General features: G+C 36.2%; 17 protein-coding genes. 12 read left to right on the top strand and 5 right to left on the bottom strand.

The features are described 5' to 3' along the window. Positions 1–31: 31 nt before the first annotated feature. On the top strand, positions 32–388 hold the full coding sequence (locus AA0X95_RS17175; RefSeq protein ID WP_413299922.1) for a DUF2294 domain-containing protein: 357 nt from the start codon (positions 32–34) through the stop codon (positions 386–388). 16 nt (positions 389–404) lie between these two features. Further along, complete coding sequence (fdhD, locus tag AA0X95_RS17170) at positions 405–1220, top strand: formate dehydrogenase accessory sulfurtransferase FdhD (RefSeq protein ID WP_413299920.1); 816 nt, start codon at positions 405–407, stop codon at positions 1218–1220. A gap of 197 nt (positions 1221–1417) precedes the next feature. Here fdhD and AA0X95_RS17165 read toward each other — a convergent pair whose 3' ends face one another. Continuing rightward, entirely contained in the window at positions 1418–1669 is a 252-nt protein-coding gene (locus tag AA0X95_RS17165) for a hypothetical protein (RefSeq protein WP_413299919.1), read from the bottom strand. A 216-nt stretch (positions 1670–1885) separates the two neighbouring features. On the opposite strand from AA0X95_RS17165, the gene AA0X95_RS17160 reads away from it, so the two are divergent. The 10 genes from AA0X95_RS17160 to AA0X95_RS17115 all read left to right on the top strand — a co-directional run bounded on the left by AA0X95_RS17160 (position 1886) and on the right by AA0X95_RS17115 (position 12617). Next, positions 1886–4138 (top strand): hypothetical protein, encoded by a 2253-nt coding sequence (locus tag AA0X95_RS17160; protein ID WP_413299917.1) that lies wholly within the window; start codon positions 1886–1888, stop codon positions 4136–4138. 230 nt (positions 4139–4368) lie between these two features. Beyond that, positions 4369–5067 carry an RraA family protein gene (locus AA0X95_RS17155; RefSeq protein ID WP_413299915.1) on the top strand — a complete coding sequence of 233 codons (699 nt, stop codon included), beginning with the start codon at positions 4369–4371 and terminating at the stop codon, positions 5065–5067. A gap of 241 nt (positions 5068–5308) precedes the next feature. Next, on the top strand, positions 5309–6067 hold the full coding sequence (locus AA0X95_RS17150; RefSeq protein ID WP_413299913.1) for an IclR family transcriptional regulator: 759 nt from the start codon (positions 5309–5311) through the stop codon (positions 6065–6067). A 184-nt stretch (positions 6068–6251) separates the two neighbouring features. Beyond that, positions 6252–7409: an ABC transporter substrate-binding protein gene (locus AA0X95_RS17145; RefSeq protein ID WP_413299911.1), complete on the top strand. Its 1158-nt coding sequence runs from the start codon at positions 6252–6254 to the stop codon at positions 7407–7409. A gap of 62 nt (positions 7410–7471) precedes the next feature. Continuing rightward, complete coding sequence (locus AA0X95_RS17140; protein ID WP_413299909.1) at positions 7472–8356, top strand: branched-chain amino acid ABC transporter permease; 885 nt, start codon at positions 7472–7474, stop codon at positions 8354–8356. Continuing rightward, entirely contained in the window at positions 8356–9231 is an 876-nt protein-coding gene (locus tag AA0X95_RS17135) for a branched-chain amino acid ABC transporter permease (protein ID WP_413299907.1), read from the top strand. Before AA0X95_RS17140 ends, AA0X95_RS17135 begins: the two co-directional genes overlap by 1 nt. Continuing rightward, positions 9218–9985: an ABC transporter ATP-binding protein gene (locus AA0X95_RS17130; protein WP_413299905.1), complete on the top strand. Its 768-nt coding sequence runs from the start codon at positions 9218–9220 to the stop codon at positions 9983–9985. Before AA0X95_RS17135 ends, AA0X95_RS17130 begins: the two co-directional genes overlap by 14 nt. After that, a complete protein-coding gene (locus tag AA0X95_RS17125; RefSeq protein ID WP_413299903.1) occupies positions 9978–10688 on the top strand; it encodes an ABC transporter ATP-binding protein in 711 nt (236 codons plus the stop codon). The genes AA0X95_RS17130 and AA0X95_RS17125 overlap by 8 nt, the downstream gene beginning before the upstream one ends. 72 nt (positions 10689–10760) lie before the next feature. After that, complete coding sequence (locus tag AA0X95_RS17120; RefSeq protein ID WP_413299901.1) at positions 10761–11051, top strand: hypothetical protein; 291 nt, start codon at positions 10761–10763, stop codon at positions 11049–11051. Positions 11052–11210: 159 nt separating this feature from the next. Further along, positions 11211–12617: a UGSC family (seleno)protein gene (locus AA0X95_RS17115; protein ID WP_413299899.1), complete on the top strand. Its 1407-nt coding sequence runs from the start codon at positions 11211–11213 to the stop codon at positions 12615–12617. Between the two features lie 61 nt (positions 12618–12678). Here the strand turns inward: AA0X95_RS17115 and AA0X95_RS17110 are convergent, their stop codons facing one another. From AA0X95_RS17110 to AA0X95_RS17095, 4 genes are all read right to left on the bottom strand, one after another. Continuing rightward, a complete protein-coding gene (locus AA0X95_RS17110; RefSeq protein ID WP_413299897.1) occupies positions 12679–13155 on the bottom strand; it encodes a UGSC family (seleno)protein in 477 nt (158 codons plus the stop codon). Between the two features lie 122 nt (positions 13156–13277). Next, positions 13278–13853 carry a hypothetical protein gene (locus AA0X95_RS17105; protein WP_413299895.1) on the bottom strand — a complete coding sequence of 192 codons (576 nt, stop codon included), beginning with the start codon at positions 13851–13853 and terminating at the stop codon, positions 13278–13280. An 82-nt stretch (positions 13854–13935) separates the two neighbouring features. After that, a complete protein-coding gene (locus AA0X95_RS17100; protein WP_413299893.1) occupies positions 13936–14301 on the bottom strand; it encodes a hypothetical protein in 366 nt (121 codons plus the stop codon). A gap of 305 nt (positions 14302–14606) precedes the next feature. After that, the gene (locus tag AA0X95_RS17095) at positions 14607–15371 is read right to left on the bottom strand and encodes an enoyl-CoA hydratase/isomerase family protein (protein WP_413299891.1); all 765 of its coding nucleotides are present in this window, start codon (positions 15369–15371) and stop codon (positions 14607–14609) included. Positions 15372–15623 lie beyond the last annotated feature (252 nt).

The raw sequence follows: 15623 nt of genomic DNA, 5'->3' as shown, positions 1-15623 counted from the left end.
AACTAAGTGTATGGATAGGGAGGGACAATCCTTGGCAAAGAATTTGGAGCATCAATTTAGTATGCTTGTGCGTGAGATTCGGAAGGAATATGTCGGCAATGGTCCAAAGGAAATCACGACTAAATTTATCGGTTCTTGGGCGGTCAGTGAAATGAAAGGGAACCTGACAAATGTGGAGAAGTTTATGATTACTTCCGAACATGGTGAACAGATGGTCCATGAAACGAGAACGAGATTTGTGAAGGAAATCTATAAAAAGCCAGAGGTCCTTTTACGATTTGAAAACCTAATGGGTGCAAAAGTCATGCGGTTATTTTCTGACATTAATATCAAAGAAGATATAGCCATGACTGTATTCGTTTTTGACCAGCAGATTGAGGGAAAGTAACAGGGAGTGAAAAAGTATGGATCAGCCAATGAAACTAGAAAGTAAAATATGGCGATATGAGGACGGGGCCATACAGAGAGTAACGGATACCATCGTTACGGAATATCCAATCACCATTGTTCTAAATGGGGAGGAATTCGCGACACTCGTCTGTAGCCCTGAGCACATCGAGGAATTAGTCGTTGGCTTCTTGGCATCAGAAGGAATCATCAGAAGTATTTCAGAAATTAAGGAACTTACGATGATTGAAGCGACCGGCCGTGCCATCGTCAATACACATAAGGTCAATAAACTAAATGAATTGCTCCATTCCAAGCGAGTGGTCACCTCCTGCTGTGGAAAAAGCCGTCAAAGTTTTTATTTTTATAATGATGCAAGAACCGTTAAGCCATTGGATAACGTCGATGCGACGATTTCAATTGACCAATGTTTTCATTTGATGCAATTAATGCAGGAATCGTCTGTAATCTTTCAGGATACAGGGGGCGTCCACAATGCGGCCCTTTGTGACCGTAACGGCATTATCGTAGACAGAACGGACATCGGACGACACAATGCACTAGATAAAATTTATGGTCATTGCTTGCAGCATTCGATCTCTCTTTCGGACAAGATTATTGTTTTTAGTGGCCGTATTTCATCTGAAGTATTATTAAAAGTAGCAAAAATAGGTTGCGGGATTGTTTTATCTAAGTCTGCTCCAACTGAATTGGCCCTGAGGCTCGCTGAAGAGCTTCATATTACAACTGTTGGATTTCTACGCAATCATTCTTTAAATATATATACAAGACCTGATCGCATTGAGGTTCAGGGGAATCAATCATTGACGTAGAGAAGTGCCGTTTCAGCTTTGAAGCGGTCCTTTTCTATTGACGATTTTAGGATAGCTAAAAAAATTTAATCAAACTTATGTTTTAATTAAACAAAGGGGGTAGGTGGTTGAAATGTTTGAGTGAAAAAGGTGGTAAAATATTGACTTTGAATATTGTGAAACCCTTCCAAGGCATGTTTTGTCCATTTTATCTTCATTTAGATTTCACCTTGCTCGATCATCTCTAAAACTTCCTCGGTTGAGAAAACTTCTCCTTCTAAGATGTCTTTTTTAGCTTGTAATAACTTTTGCTTTAACTCCAGGTCTAATTCAACATCTTCTTTTACATTTGTTTCCGGCTCTTCAATTAACGATAAAAAATATCTTTTTCCATCAATTTCAAAAATTGATTCACCTTCATGGACCATTTCCTTGATTACTTCTGCTATATAACCATTAAGCTTTTTCATTTTCTTACCTCCATTCATTAAACTTCTTTTTGTGCATTATACTACATAAATGTGGTTAAAAACAGTTCCATTACTACCTATTAAAAATGGACTTTCCACAGGGACGGTTCTCCCGGTACCAACCGGATTGTTGTTCCACGTTGTTCCAATTTATTGTCATAAATAATTAAAATATAGAATACCTTTCTAAGGTGGAAAAGTCCTAGGAGGTTTGTTATGACAAGTTATTATAAAGCTAGCAAGAACCGGTCGCAAAATCGAAAAAGCTGGAGTATTATGTTCCGTCATCCATTAAGAAAGGATGCTAAGGGACGATCAGGATTAAAGGTAAGAAGAGGATTAGGAACAGAAAGTTCAATTGAAGCCGAAGTCCTGGTGCAACAAATGAACCAATTATTAGAGGATGAGAGCTACTGGAGTCTTAGTTCTAAGCAAAAGGCTCTCCAAAGATTTGATGAACGCATTGTAACAGCTTTTTATGATTATCTTGAACCGAAAAAAGGTCCCGATCCCTTTGAACTTCGTGAAAAGATTTTACCACTTCCTACTTCTGCAGAAGGCTATGCAAAAGTGCAACTTATTGGAACAACTGGGGCTGGGAAAACAACACTTCTTCGTCAGCTAATTGGAACCCATCCAGAAAAAGAGCGTTTTCCATCTACATCTACAGCCAAAACAACCGTTTGTGATATGGAAATCATTTTAAAAGAGCAGCCAACCTTTCAAGCTGTGGTTACATTTTTCTCTTACGATAAAATTAGAATGTATATAGAAGAATGTGTCATGAACTGCGGCAAATCCTATGTAAAGAAAGAGAATGAACAAACAATAACTAGGCACTTATTAGAACACACCGATCAACGTTTTCGACTCAGCTATATTCTTGGTAATTTAACTCCTAAAAAAACCACTTCTTTATTACGTAGTAAATCCTCTATCCAATCAAACTCAAAGACCATAACAGATCAATCTAGAATCCACATTTCGGAACAGGAAAAAAAACAAATGGATGAAACTCTCATCCGTTTTATTAATGAAATTAAACAGAGCGCAGATGAATCTTATGTCGAGGCACTGAAGTATGTGAGCAGTAGTGCAGAGACCATTCGGGATATGGATGAAGCCCTAGAATTAAAATTTGAAGAAGAGTGGAAGGAAAGTACTGGGTATTCCAATGTCATCGAACAAATTATGAACGAGGTAGAGAAGCGGTTTTCATTTGTGCCTGAGGGTGAGTGGGAATATAATTCACAAGAATGGCCATTATACTGGACTTTATCGACTGAGAATCGTGTGGACTTCATTGAAGGAATAAAACAAATGTCGAGTAATCATGCAAATTTTTTCGGGAAATTGATTACACCTTTAGTTCAAGGGATTCGAATTAAAGGGCCTTTCATTCCTTACTGGTATACAGGAGATTCACCGAAATTAGTATTAATGGATGGAGAAGGATTAGGACACCAAGCAGGTGGCAGTATCTCTAATAGTCTCAGTAAAAAGATGGATGATGTGGATGCGATTCTACTAGTAGATAACGCACAATCACCGATGATTACAGAGCCAATTAATGCTTTAAAGCATATTGTTACTACAGGTTATACATCCAAGCTCCATATATGTTTTACTCATTTCGATGAGGTGAAGGGAGACAATCTCCCAGAAATCTCAGATAAAGAAAATCATGTCATTGGCTCCTTAGAAAATGCCTTAGATGAAATTGGCAAGAAGCTTGGAACAAATGCCCAGAGATATTTAATAAAACAAATAGAGAAAGAAACCTTGTTCTTCCTTGGTGGAATCCATGAGGTTATCCATGAAACAGATCAATATACCAATGACCAATTAGTTAGATTAGTAGAAGCCTTACAAAGGATGATTGAAGAACCTGAGCCCAGTGAAACTTTTCCCATCTACAACGGAACAACTGCTGCCTTAGCCATCCAACAAGCGGCAAAAGACTTTTATAAAAGCTGGAACAGTATCCTTAATCTATCTCAAGATAAATCTCTGAAGGAACATTGGAGAAGGATTCAAGCATTAAATCGAAGGTTTGCGGAATTAAATGAAGATGAATACGATGGGTTACGACCGCTTGCCGATATGATAATGATGCTGCGGGAGAATTTATTTACTTCCATACTGGATGAACCTATTGGATGGACCGCACCAAATGCATCAGATGAGATGAAACAAAGCAGTATAGATCAAATAGCGAGTTTATTTAATAAAAACCTGCATGATTACATTGTAACCAACACATGGAATAACCAAATGACTGAATGGGTTCATGCTTATCAACTAAGCGGAACAGGTTCCACAAAGGTTCGTGCAAAGGAAATCCAGTCGATCTATAAAACGACCATTCCAGAACCATATGAATTCCATTCACAAAGTAAAATCGTTTACGAAATCTATAAAATATTAAAACATACGATTGAGGATTGTGGTGGTAGGATGAAGGATTAGTTGTTTCCAAAAAATTCTACTCGGTTCTTTCGGTTTTTGTTCGTCGAACATTTGAGGTTAAAAACTAAAGTTTCCTTATATCTTATTCCCCCTCTGACATTTATATCTTTTTTGTGAAAATACCACATGATATAAATATTTTCTAGTGTTTTACCTTGATAACAATTGTTTCGTTCATTGTTTAATGTTTATTGGGTTTCTTTAAATGGGTTAGTACAGGCGAAGTAACATTGTCTGTTAAATTAATAAATAAAGTGATGGGGGATGTAAACATGAAGGAAGAGTACCGGGCAAGGCTGAACAAGTTGTCTACTACCAATGTATCTGATGCATTAGATGTATTAGGGTTGAAAGGTTCAACTTATGGGATCAGACCAACTTGGGAAGGATGCAAAAAAATTGTAGGTGAAGCAGTTACTGTAAAAATCATTGCCGCCGGACTTACCAAAAGCCCTAATCACTTAGGTGTGCAAGCTATTGAAGTTGCAAAACAAGGTGATGTAATTGTAATAGACAACAGTGGACGATTGGATGTTTCATGCTGGGGAGGTATTTTGGCGAATGGGGCAAAAGAAAAAAGGGTATCGGGAGTAGTTATAGATGGGGCCTGTCGTGATTTGGATGACTTTGTTGAAGCCGATTTCAGCGTTTATGCAAGAGGAGCAGTAGTGTCAACAGCGAGAGGACGAATTACAGAAGAAGCGACTAATGTTATGGTTCAGTTTGCCGGGGTTCAAGTCCGACCTAAAGATATTGTGTTAGCTGATCGAAGTGGGGTGGTTATCATTCCAAGAGAAAAATTGGAGGAGGTTTTACAAAAGGCAGAGGAATTGTTCAAAAAAGAAGAAGAAATGATTAAGGAAATAAGAGGTGGTGCATCCATGTTAAAAGTAGATAAAAAATTTAATTATGAAAAGATGCTCAAGTAGAATACCTAAAGCTATGACCTATTCTTGAATAGATTTAAAAAGAAATAGAATGTCAGGATCCATCAAGAGGATCCTGATTTTTTATTTGATTTTAGAAAAAATGAAAAGCACTACATATTCCAACGATCAGAACAGCCCATATAAATTATTATCTAGAACAAGTCATAATTCCGTTAATTGGGATTAAATATTAATTAACGGTATATATATCTTTATAAATTTCAAAGAACGAGGTACTAATATGTCCAAAGAAGATTCAATGCAGACAATTAGCAGGGCTATACAAGTGTTAAAGGCATTTTCAAATGAAGAGAAAGAGCATTCTCTTGCATCTCTTCATCAAAAATTAGGATTATCTAAATCTAGCTTACAAAGAATATTAAATACTCTTATTCAACATGGTTTATTAGACAAAGATGAAAAAAGAAAAACCTACCAATTAGGAATCGAACTATACTTTTTGGGGCACCTAGTAGAACGAAACTCACATTTAATGTCAATCGCCAGACCATTTATGAAAGAACTAAATGATGACTTAGGTGAAACCATATCGTTAAATATCATTCATCAAAAGCAGAGAAAATGTATCGGGTATTTACCAAGCAGACATCAATTAACAACTATTACTTATATTGGACAGTATTCACCATTATTTGCTGGTGCATCAGCAAAACTACTTTTAGCTTATTTGCCGGGTTATGAAATTACATCCTATTTAAATGAGACCTACTTAGAGCAGATTACTGAGAAAACCATAGTTGATAAAGATCAGCTTTGGTCAGAACTGAAGGAAATTAGAAATCAGGGTTATTCCATAAGCCATGGCGAAAGAATTATTGGAGCATTTTCAATAAGTGCACCTATTAAAAATCGATTTAATGAGGTGATTGCTAGTTTAAGTCTTGCGATGCCCACTTCAAGAGTAGATGAATCAGAAACATGTACCTTAATAAATAAATTGGTCAATACATCTAATTTAATTTCGGATGAATTAAGATAAAGGTCCATATCAACTGCAAAAGACCATGGAAAATTCAGAATTTTAAAAATATCGTTATAAATAGTAAGCCTTTTTGCATATGATTAGATATCAGTTAATGGTATTTGATCCCGCTAATCGGTATGTGTTTATTAAATGATTTTATGAAAACGGTTTCTTAAAAATATGAATGAGAGGTGTAGTGATGAAGAAATGGTTAATGAATGGTTTTGTTCTGTTACTGATTTTCATGCTATTGGTCGGTTGTGCCGATAACGGGACAAATAAAAAAGAAGGAGGTATGCCCGAATTAGTAGTTGGAGCAACATATGGGCTGACTGGGCCAGTAGCAATTTATTCAGAGACAGTAGTGAATGCAATTAAACTAGTAAAAGAGGACATTAAAAATAGTGGCAAACTTAAAATGAATGTAATCTTAGAAGATGACAGGTCAGATAAAAATGAAGCCATAAATCTCTATCAAAAATTTATCGATAGAGATAAGTCTGACATAATTATCGGTCCTCTAATTGGTAATCAAGTTTTTGCAGCTACACCAATTGCCCAAGATGCTAAAATCCCTGTTATGCTAACGACAGTAGCAACACCTGGAGTTACTGACATTGGGGACTTTGTTTTCAGAACATCTGGTGAATCCCCACACTTCATCCCGAAGGCAGTTAAAGCCGCAGTTGAACATTTTAATGTTAAAAAGGTTGCTGTTATTCATGCAAAGGATGATGAATTTGCTATTGGGGAATATAAAGCGTTTAAGTCTTCATTTGAAAAAGAAGGAGTTAAGATTGTTGATGATGAGGTTTATTTAACGGGAGATATTGATTTTAGCTCTCAACTTACCAAAATAAAGGCCAGTTCACCAGATATTATTGCCATTGCAGCTCAGGCAGAAGAGGTTGTTGCAATCACAACTCAAGCCCGTCAGCTTGGAATTGATGTTAGCTTCATTGGAGGAAATGCATTTAATGCGAGCAATACGTTAAAAGAGGCAGGAAGTGCTATGGAGGGTTCGATTTCTGCCACGCCATGGTTTATTGAAATGGAAACGGAAGAAAATAAACAATTCGTAGAAAAATATCGGAACAAATTCGGGAAGGATCCTGATTGGTTATCCGCTCAAACATACGATGCATTACAAATTATTGCTAAGGCGTACCTTGAAGCAGGTATTACTTCAAAGGATAATATCAATGAACGAAGAATTAAGCTGAGAGATGCAATTGCAAAGATAAAAGAATATAAGGGTGTTTTAGGTACTTTTGGATTTACAAAGAATGGTGATCCAACAGTAAGCGGAACTGTGATTATTGTAAAAGATGGCAAACACATGTTATTTAAACCATAACAGAATAAACAGGAAGAAAGATTTCTTTTCTTCCTGATCAATTCTGGACAAGGAGGAGAACCATGTTAATTGAACAATTAGTAAATGCCCTTTCACAAGGGGCATTTTATGCATTATTTGCAGCGGGATTAACCCTGATTTTTGGTGTTCTTCATATACTTAATATGGCACACGGTTCAATGTTTATTTGGGGATCCTTTACTGCATGGATATTAATAACGAGGGTGGAACTGCCATTTTTTTTAGCCATCTTAATTGCTATTTTCTGTTCGGGTGTATATGGTCTAGTAATAAATGAAATAGGTTTTAAACCATTAAGAAAAAAGTCTTCCTCTTACTTACCACCACTTGTAAGCAGCTTGGCTTTGTCTATTATATTGGTAAATGTGGCTGAACTCGTATTTGGCACAAGGGTGGTCAGATACAATCAAGAAGAAATACCCTTACAAACAACCTTCTCCTTTTTAGGTAGAGACATTTCCTTGATTCAAATCATATTATTTTTACTCGCTCTCATATTGATGGGAGGGCTATGGATATTAATTAATAAAACTAAGATTGGAAGGGAAATAAAAGCGATAGAGGAAAATCCAGTAGTAGCTAGTTTGTTGGGAATAAACATAGAACGATCCATTCGAATTATGTTTTTTCTAGCTGCTGCCTTGGCTGGGATAGCAGGAATTTTTATTGGAATTGCTTTTAATACCATCTCCCCATACATGGGAGAGGTTTTTGACTTGAAAGGGTTTGCAATCATTGTTTTAGGTGGTATGGGGAGTATCCCTGGTGCACTCCTAGGAGGATTCATATTGGGGTTTGGAGAGATAGCAACGGTTACATTTCTTGATTCAAACTACCGGGATGCATTTGTATTTTCACTTTTATTGTTGATATTATTCTTCAAGCCAAATGGTTTGTTTGGGTATAAAGGAGGGGATAGGGCGTAATGTTTGACTTCTTATTATCCTATTCAAATCTTTTCTTTTTGATGGGAATAAATGCATTGTTAGCACTAAGTGTTTATATCACTTTAAAAGCAGGATTACTAACCATGGGGCATGCTGGCTTTATGGCAATTGGCGCCTATGTTAGCTCCTTGCTTTCCATCCACACAGGTATGCCTTTTATATTGAATGTGATTGCTGCCATGATACTAGCTTGGATAATAGGAATCTTGATTGGTTTTCCAATATTAAAGCTCCATGGAGTTTATTTAGCTATTGGTACAGTAGCTTTTACAGAATTAGTGAGATTTGTTGTGATGAATATGAAGATTACTAGAGGTGCACTAGGTTTAACTGGAATTCCTAAAGATAGTACCATTTTACACGTCTTGATTGCACTGTGCTTAATTATTTACTTTTTTATTGTTTACGAGAAATCACAGTTCGGAAGGACACTGATTGCTATAGGTGAAGATGAAACCGCTGCAAGAGCACTCGGGATAAAAGTAACATTTCATAAAGTATTTGCCTTTTCTACCGGAGCTGCTATAGCAGGATTAGCAGGTGCAATTTCTTCACACTATACCTACATCATTTCACCTAAAGAGTATGGTTTTCATATGGCAGTAACCATCTTATTATTCACTTTATTTGGTGGAGTTCGAAATATTTGGGGTCCTATATTAGGGGCAATAATTTTGACCTCTTTACCGGAAATCTTTCGATGGCTTGGTGATTTTAGGCTTCTAATCTATGGTACTTCATTATTAATTATAGTGCTATTCCTACCAAAAGGGATTATCGAAATATTTTATAGAAGAAAAGAACAAAAGCTTAACAAAAAGGTAGTGGAGGAACAGCAATATGTTGGAAGTTAAGGATCTAAGAAAGCAATTTGGCGGAATAACGGCAATTAATGAAATTAGTTTTACTCTTCCAGAAAACGGAATTCTTGGAGTCATCGGTCCAAATGGAGCGGGAAAAACTACCTTATTTAATTTATTAACCGGTATTTATAAACCGGATTCGGGAAAGATTTTATTTGAAAACAAAGACATAAGTTCTTTGAATTCAACTAGTATTGCGAGAATGGGGATTGCCCGTACGTATCAATTAATTCGTTTATTTAAATCTCTGAGTGTTTTGGAAAATGTAATGTTGGGCGCACAATTAGCAAATGAAAGCAAGATTCCACAAATGATGTTTCAAACCAAAGCCCATAAAGAAAATGAAAGAAAAATAAAAGAAAACGCAATCGAAATCCTAAAAGGGGTGGGTCTCTACGAGCATAGGGATAGGTTATCAGGAGCATTATCATATGGGCAGCAAAGAAGACTTGAAATAGCAAGAGCACTGGCAATGAAACCTAAAATACTACTCTTGGATGAACCTGCAGCAGGTATGAATGGAAAAGAAATTGAAGATCTTAGAGAGTTCTTAATGAATTTAAGTAAAACAGATAATGTAAGGATAATTATTATAGAACATAACGTTCGAATGATAATGAAGATTAGTAGTCGGGTCATAGTTCTAAATTTCGGTGAAAAAATTGCAGAAGGTACACCAATTGAAATTCAACGAAACCAACAAGTGATTGAAGCATATATAGGGAAGGAGAAGAAAAATGCTTGAGGTACAAAATTTGTCAGTGGGCTATGATCAAATTGAGGTCCTCCATGATATATCTTTCAAAGTTCAAAGAAGGGAAATCGTAACCTTGGTTGGAGCCAACGGAGCGGGAAAAACCACTTTGCTACTGACGATTTCTGGGATTTTAAAATCATCGAATGGAAAAATTCTATTTAATAGTAATGAAGATTTAACTAAGGTTAAATCACATGACATAGTTAAGAAAGGTATTATTCATGTTCCCGAAGGAAGAGGTATTTTAACCAAATTATCTGTCTATGAAAATCTCCTTCTAGGTGTACAAATACAAAAAAAAGATAAAAATAGAATTAAAGATTTAATGGAAGAAACTTTTAATCGATTTCCGATCTTATATGAAAGAAGAGATCAGAAAGCAGGTCTATTGAGTGGTGGGGAGCAGCAGATGTTGGCTGTAAGCAGAGCTTTGCTTTCGGATCCCAAAATTTTATTACTAGATGAACCTTCAATGGGATTGGCACCAATTATTGTTGAACAAATATATGAAATGATTCGTGAAATAAGTAAGGATGGTGTAACTATCTTACTTGTAGAGCAAAATGCCAGAAAAGCATTAGAAGTAGCAGATAGAGGATATGTTTTGGAAAACGGGCATATTGTCTTGGAAGGAGATGCAAAGAATCTTTTGAAAGATAATTCAGTGATAAGCGCTTACCTAGGAAATTGATAATTGTTAGCAGGAAGAAAAATATAAAAATAAAAAGTTGAACTAAATAACCTATGAAAGGGGCTATTAAATATGGTGAAAATTTTTACACCTATTCCAAAAAGCAATACCATTAATAATGCAGAATTTCTTAGACCAAGGCTTCAATCGTTAAAAGGGAAACGGATTGCACTTTTAAGTAACAAAAAGGCGAATGCCGCAGAAGTTTTAATGAAAGCGGGAGAATTACTAAGAACAAAATGTGGAATTATTGGATTTGACTTTTTTGAAAAAGACAATGCTAGTTATCCTGCCCCTGAACGGATTATTGATGAAATTTTAAAGGATAAATATGATGCTGCCGTAGTTTCACTTGGTGATTGAGGATCATGTACATCGTGGAGTGTCCACGATAGCGTAGAGATTGAGAAAAATGGAATCCCAACTGTTACCATTATTTCAGATGTATTTAAATCGTTAGCAATGCAGGAGGCTAAAGCCAAAGGGTGTAAAGGACTTCCATTTGCGGAGGTTCCATTCCCAATGGGAGGCTTAACAAAAGAAGAAGCACATAAAGTAATTGAAGAGAAGATTGACCAGGTTGTAAATGGACTTATAGTTCAAACAACTACTGAATCTGTAGGCTTGCAAGGTTCTTTGGAGGAATTTATCACCTTTAGTACGGAAAATGTTGAAGAAATCAATCAGTATTTTATTCAGGAGGATTGGACCGATGGACTGCCGATTATCCCGCCAACAGTTGAGCGAATAAATAAAATGTTAAATGCAACAATCCGTAACAAAAATGAAGTTATCGGATTGATGCCTCCCTTTTATCAACCGGCAACTGTAGAGAAGATAGCGGTCAACTGTGTAATGGCAGGATGTTTGCCAGAGTATTTTGACCTGATGATTACAGTTGTTGAAGCGATGCTTGAAGAGAATTTCAATCTTTACGGAGTGCAGGCAACAACAAATCCGGTTGGACCGATGGTTATTGTTAATGGCCCTATTCGGAAAAAACTGGGTATTAATGGTGGTATCGGGTTGTTTGGCCCTGGATGGCAAGCAAATGCCACAATTGGCCGTGCGGTCCGGTTAATGTTAATGAATATTGGTGGAGCACGACCAGGAATTGGCGATATGTCTACACTTGGAAACCCAGGGAAATTCAGTTTCTGTATTTCTGAGCTCGAAGAAGAAAGTCCATGGGATCCCCTGCATATTGAAAGAGGATTTTTGAAAAATGACAGCACAGTTACAATCGCTTCAGCAACTGCTCCATATAATGTCATCCATCTTGCCAATGATGCTGAGATTTACTTGGAAGAAATCAATGATGTTTTACTTTTAAGTGGAACAAATTTTATTGTGTTCGACATGCAGCCCATTATCGTGATTAGCCCAGTCCATGCTGCCATGTTAAGTAGTCAAGGTTATACTAAGCAAAAGATAAGGGAGAAGTTATGGGAAAAAGCAAGAATGCCACTTAGACGATTCGATCCAAAAACACAGGAAGCCATTAAGGCATGGAAATCAGAATATATTTTTAAAGAAGATGGGCAGGAGATTATTTATATTATAAAGGATCCAGAAGATATCGTTATTGTTCATGCGGGAGGAAAGGGAGAGCACAGTGCAGTCATGGGGTCATTTAATCGATCTAGAGCCATAACCAAAAAGGTAGACTCCTCTTCTATCCGAAATTTAAAAGAGGTGGCCGATCAAACCATTGAAACCTTTAGACCTGGTTTCCAAGTAGATGGATACGAAATTATCGTTACATCAGTCAAAGATAATAAAATCTATTTGAAATTAGATTTGAAACCCAATGCTTGTTTGGACTGCATTATGCCTGCTGACTATTTGGTGAAGATGTTTACTGGAGAAATTCAACATAAAACAGGTGAGGAAGTTATCATTATTTTAGAAGATCCAAGGGTACCATAAATAAAAGGCTGGAGCATGAAAGGTTAAAAAACTTTTCATGGTCCGGCTTTTTATTTGTATATTAATTTCGAAATAGTAATATCCCTTCCACTTTCTCAATAATGTTATTAACCCATTCATAAAGAACAACTTTCTCGGTAACAGAAATTGGATGTGGAATCGTCACAAAAGGAAAGTCCGGAATACCTTGAGCAAGAGCCATCGCTTTACCTGATGCTATAAAGGGGTCTGTACAAATAGCCGCAGTCGGAACTCCACGTTTTTCCATTTCTATCCCATCGAGCAAACTGCCCGAGCTGCAGGAGCCTCAATCACCCACACCTGAAATAACGAAGTCACATTTTTGGGCAAGTTCGATTGCTTCCAATTCGGTTAATCCATGAGAGAAGGAATGCTTTCTATAATGGACTATATCCCTAATATTGTAATTTTTCTTAAGCTGTCCAGCAAGGTATTGTAAGACAATGTCAGAGTTGTTCTTTCCGTTATCTACCAACCAAATTATACTTCCATTTATCGATTTCCCTCTATTTGCCATCCCTAATTCTTAATCTTGATCCAAAAGTCGGATTAAAAACAACTATACTCATTTTTAAACTTCCTTAAATAATGTAAACTACTTATTTATTTCTTTAAGAAAAATACAGGTTTATGAGACTGCTAAGCTTTAATTAAGCTAGTCACAGCTTTTGATTGATTGAAATGGAACCAGCCAGGCATACATGCTGAGAATCTTCCTGCTTCACCACCTGCAACCATTAATAGAATATGTTGAGGTGATGGGACCGCATACTTGAAAATTTGATTATCACCTTGTTCAATAGGATCCTCTATTATTCCACCCTTTTTCAATTCACTCACCGACCTTGCTGCATTTTGGTAAAGAAAATCTTGGATGGTTCCTTTTGTCCAACCTTCTTTAAATAAGTGTTGATAATGTTCTGGCCCTAATACGACCGCCATTTCAGTTTCACTCACCATATTCAAACTACCTAATGAGCTCATATGGTCAGCAAGAGTTTTTAAAATACTTTCACCTTTTAATGATTTATGATTTTGTATTTGGCTGGGACCCTCAGAGGCAAAAACTATGAAAGTATTGTCATTTTCTTTTAAGCCCCTTTGAACGTGAAGAGGGGTCCATTCTGTTTTCTTCTCAGCAAAGCAAAAGCTGTACTTTGCTGGTGTTCCAAGGGTTGAGCGGTCAAACTCTGGTGAACCGCCGGCATTAATCATTAGTAACCTGATTGTACGGCCAATTGTTGCATTTGCCCGATTACCAGGTCCAAAAACATTTGCAGCTGCATTTAAGCCAATTTCATTGGTGATTGGCCCGTTTAACTATCATCATGATTGCTGCACCATGTGTACTAGCAGTTGGGCCATAAAGCCCAAATTCCGGTGCTGAGATTGCTTCTACTGCTGATGTGATGACTGGAAAGTAACATGGCAAACATCCAGCCATTACAGTATTAATAGCGACAAGTTCAGCAGTAAATATTCTTCCTCTTTCAGGTATAGAGACAATAATAGTTTTTGGTTTCAAATTAACTATTTTTAACATTTCAAGTATTCGGTCCTCAGTTGGGGGGATTATTGGCAGACGATCAGTCCAGCCTTGCTTGTAATAATAATCTATTGCCTCGAGAGCGTCCTTTAATTCAATTTCTTCAGAGCTAAGCATTACAACATCCCCCTTCCTTTATATAAATCTATTCTCAAAGACGAACAGATATCCAGTTACTTTACAGAAGGAGCAACATAATAGATATAGAAACGGTTTATCGACAAACTATGCCATAGAAATTTGCTGAGGAGGTGAGAACAATATACCAGCCAAAATAGAGGGGATTATTATTATTGCCATGTTTCTTAACAACTTTTAATTTTTTGAAGCCACTACATAGGTATCCTATCATTACTTAAAAGTTTCCACTATTTAATTTTTGATATTAATCGGATATTCCTGTAGAACGAGAAACATAAAAGTTATTTTCTTCTTTTAGAAATAAAATCTTCTAACCTTTTCTGTGGAATTTCAGTTGTGAATGCCAATGCAAATTGGTTCATGCTATCACTAATTGCATAATCTAGACTGGAATTTTGCCATGTTTCAAAGAGTTCTTTTTGTTGTTTTAATGTCAAATAGGGTTTTTCGATAAAAACTTTTGCATATTCTTCCACTTTATTCATTAATTCTGACTCCTCTACTACTGCATTTAAGAATCCAAATTGATTCATTCGCTCTACATTAATCGGGTTACCAGTCAAAAGCATTTCTTTTGCTAAGCTTAATCCCACATGTTGTTGTAATAGAACAGAATCTAAAACAGAGGGAATTCCAAGTTGAATTTCAGGCATCGAAAACACTGCATTTTTGACTGCCACTCTAATGTCAGCAGCCATACACATTTCCATTGCGCCGCCAATACAGTATCCATTAATTCCCATGATAACGGGTTGAGGAATCTTACGAATAAGTTCACACACAGTTTTTAAATCAGAAATTAAGCTATGGGCATCCATGGGAGTTAATTGATTAAATTCGTTGAAATCCATACCAGCTGAAAAAGCCTTATTTCCACTTCCAGTAAAAATAACAACTCTAATATTTTCATTCGATGAAATACGTTTTAAATGTTGTTTAATTTGCAATAAATCTTTCTTCGTTAGGCAATTTAATTTCTCTGGCTGATTAAAAATGATCCATTCAATCGTTCCATCTGTTTTCGTTAGTATAGATTTATCATTCATTAAATCCCTCCTATTAAAATATATGAATCTTTCGATTGCCCATATTTTGAAATGGGTTTCACATAAAATATATATTCATTAAAACTTATTAGTCAAGGTAGTTTATGGAATATTTTGAAAACTATATTTTTTGAAAAAATTACTTTTTATAGTGATTAATGTTTTTACAATAACATCATTAAAGCACCATAAAGCATAATGATAGATAAATTTCAATTTCTATTTACATAAAAAGGTATCCTTAGAAAGTAA

This window comes from Neobacillus phoenicis (genome assembly GCF_047302305.1).
In the GTDB taxonomy this organism is placed as follows: domain Bacteria; phylum Bacillota; class Bacilli; order Bacillales; family Cytobacillaceae; genus Neobacillus.
The sequence above is the reverse complement of the archived record's forward strand: the minus strand, read 5'-3'. Positions and strand labels throughout refer to the sequence as shown.

Coding starts and splice junctions, on each gene's coding strand:
- fdhD (WP_413299920.1), top strand. CDS start 405: ATGGATCAGCCAATGAAACTAGAAAGTAAAATATGGCGATATGAGGAC.
- AA0X95_RS17165 (WP_413299919.1), bottom strand. CDS start 1,669: ATGAAAAAGCTTAATGGTTATATAGCAGAAGTAATCAAGGAAATGGTC.
- AA0X95_RS17160 (WP_413299917.1), top strand. CDS start 1,886: ATGACAAGTTATTATAAAGCTAGCAAGAACCGGTCGCAAAATCGAAAA.
- AA0X95_RS17150 (WP_413299913.1), top strand. CDS start 5,309: ATGTCCAAAGAAGATTCAATGCAGACAATTAGCAGGGCTATACAAGTG.
- AA0X95_RS17145 (WP_413299911.1), top strand. CDS start 6,252: ATGAAGAAATGGTTAATGAATGGTTTTGTTCTGTTACTGATTTTCATG.
- AA0X95_RS17140 (WP_413299909.1), top strand. CDS start 7,472: ATGTTAATTGAACAATTAGTAAATGCCCTTTCACAAGGGGCATTTTAT.
- AA0X95_RS17135 (WP_413299907.1), top strand. CDS start 8,356: ATGTTTGACTTCTTATTATCCTATTCAAATCTTTTCTTTTTGATGGGA.
- AA0X95_RS17130 (WP_413299905.1), top strand. CDS start 9,218: ATGTTGGAAGTTAAGGATCTAAGAAAGCAATTTGGCGGAATAACGGCA.
- AA0X95_RS17125 (WP_413299903.1), top strand. CDS start 9,978: ATGCTTGAGGTACAAAATTTGTCAGTGGGCTATGATCAAATTGAGGTC.
- AA0X95_RS17120 (WP_413299901.1), top strand. CDS start 10,761: ATGGTGAAAATTTTTACACCTATTCCAAAAAGCAATACCATTAATAAT.
- AA0X95_RS17115 (WP_413299899.1), top strand. CDS start 11,211: ATGGGAGGCTTAACAAAAGAAGAAGCACATAAAGTAATTGAAGAGAAG.
- AA0X95_RS17105 (WP_413299895.1), bottom strand. CDS start 13,853: ATGATTAATGCCGGCGGTTCACCAGAGTTTGACCGCTCAACCCTTGGA.
- AA0X95_RS17100 (WP_413299893.1), bottom strand. CDS start 14,301: ATGCTTAGCTCTGAAGAAATTGAATTAAAGGACGCTCTCGAGGCAATA.
- AA0X95_RS17095 (WP_413299891.1), bottom strand. CDS start 15,371: ATGAATGATAAATCTATACTAACGAAAACAGATGGAACGATTGAATGG.